This window comes from Enterobacter sp. CFEC122, assembly GCF_052983755.1.
Genome location: NZ_JBRIQR010000138.1, coordinates 1 through 544, shown reverse-complemented (window position 1 = coordinate 544; position 544 = coordinate 1). Strand labels below are relative to the sequence as shown.

The 544-nt window shown below is 54.4% G+C and carries 1 pseudogene; it reads left to right on the top strand.

Annotation, left to right across the window (positions count from 1 at the left end):
- Window positions 1-91 precede the first annotated feature (91 nt).
- Window positions 92-544 (top strand): annotated as a pseudogene (locus tag ACVCAM_RS26500) (transposase); the annotation flags it as partial.

The window sequence follows — 544 nt, the reverse complement described above, 5'->3', positions numbered from 1 at the left end:
TGATGTAGCCCCCTGAAACACCAGACAGTAGCTGTATCTCCAGATAAGAGATAGGCTTGAATATATGTCTAACACTAACACCAATTTTGAGATGACCGGGATCCTGTTAGGGCAAGAAGTCCGTAAACGTAAAACTCCTCAGGAGAAGATCGCCATTATCCAGCAGACGATGGAGCCGGGTATGAATGTCTCCCATGTCGCCCGCCTGCATGGTATCCAGCCCAGCCTGCTGTTTAAGTGGAAGAAGCAATATCAGGAAGGCAGCCTCACCGCCGTTGCGGCTGGAGAGGAAGTCGTTCCTGCTTCTGAGCTTACTGCTGCTCTGAAGCAGGTCCGGGAGCTTCAGCGCCTTCTGGGCAAGAAGACGATGGAAGTTGAGATCCTGAAAGAAGCCGTGGAGTACGGTCAGTCGCGAAAATGGATAGCGCACGCGCCCTTGTTGCCAAAGGACGGGGAATAGCCATGGTCAGCCGGACCATGGGCGTGTCGCGTGCGCAACTGTCACTGCGGATTAACCGTTCTGCCGACTGGCAGGACAGGCGCG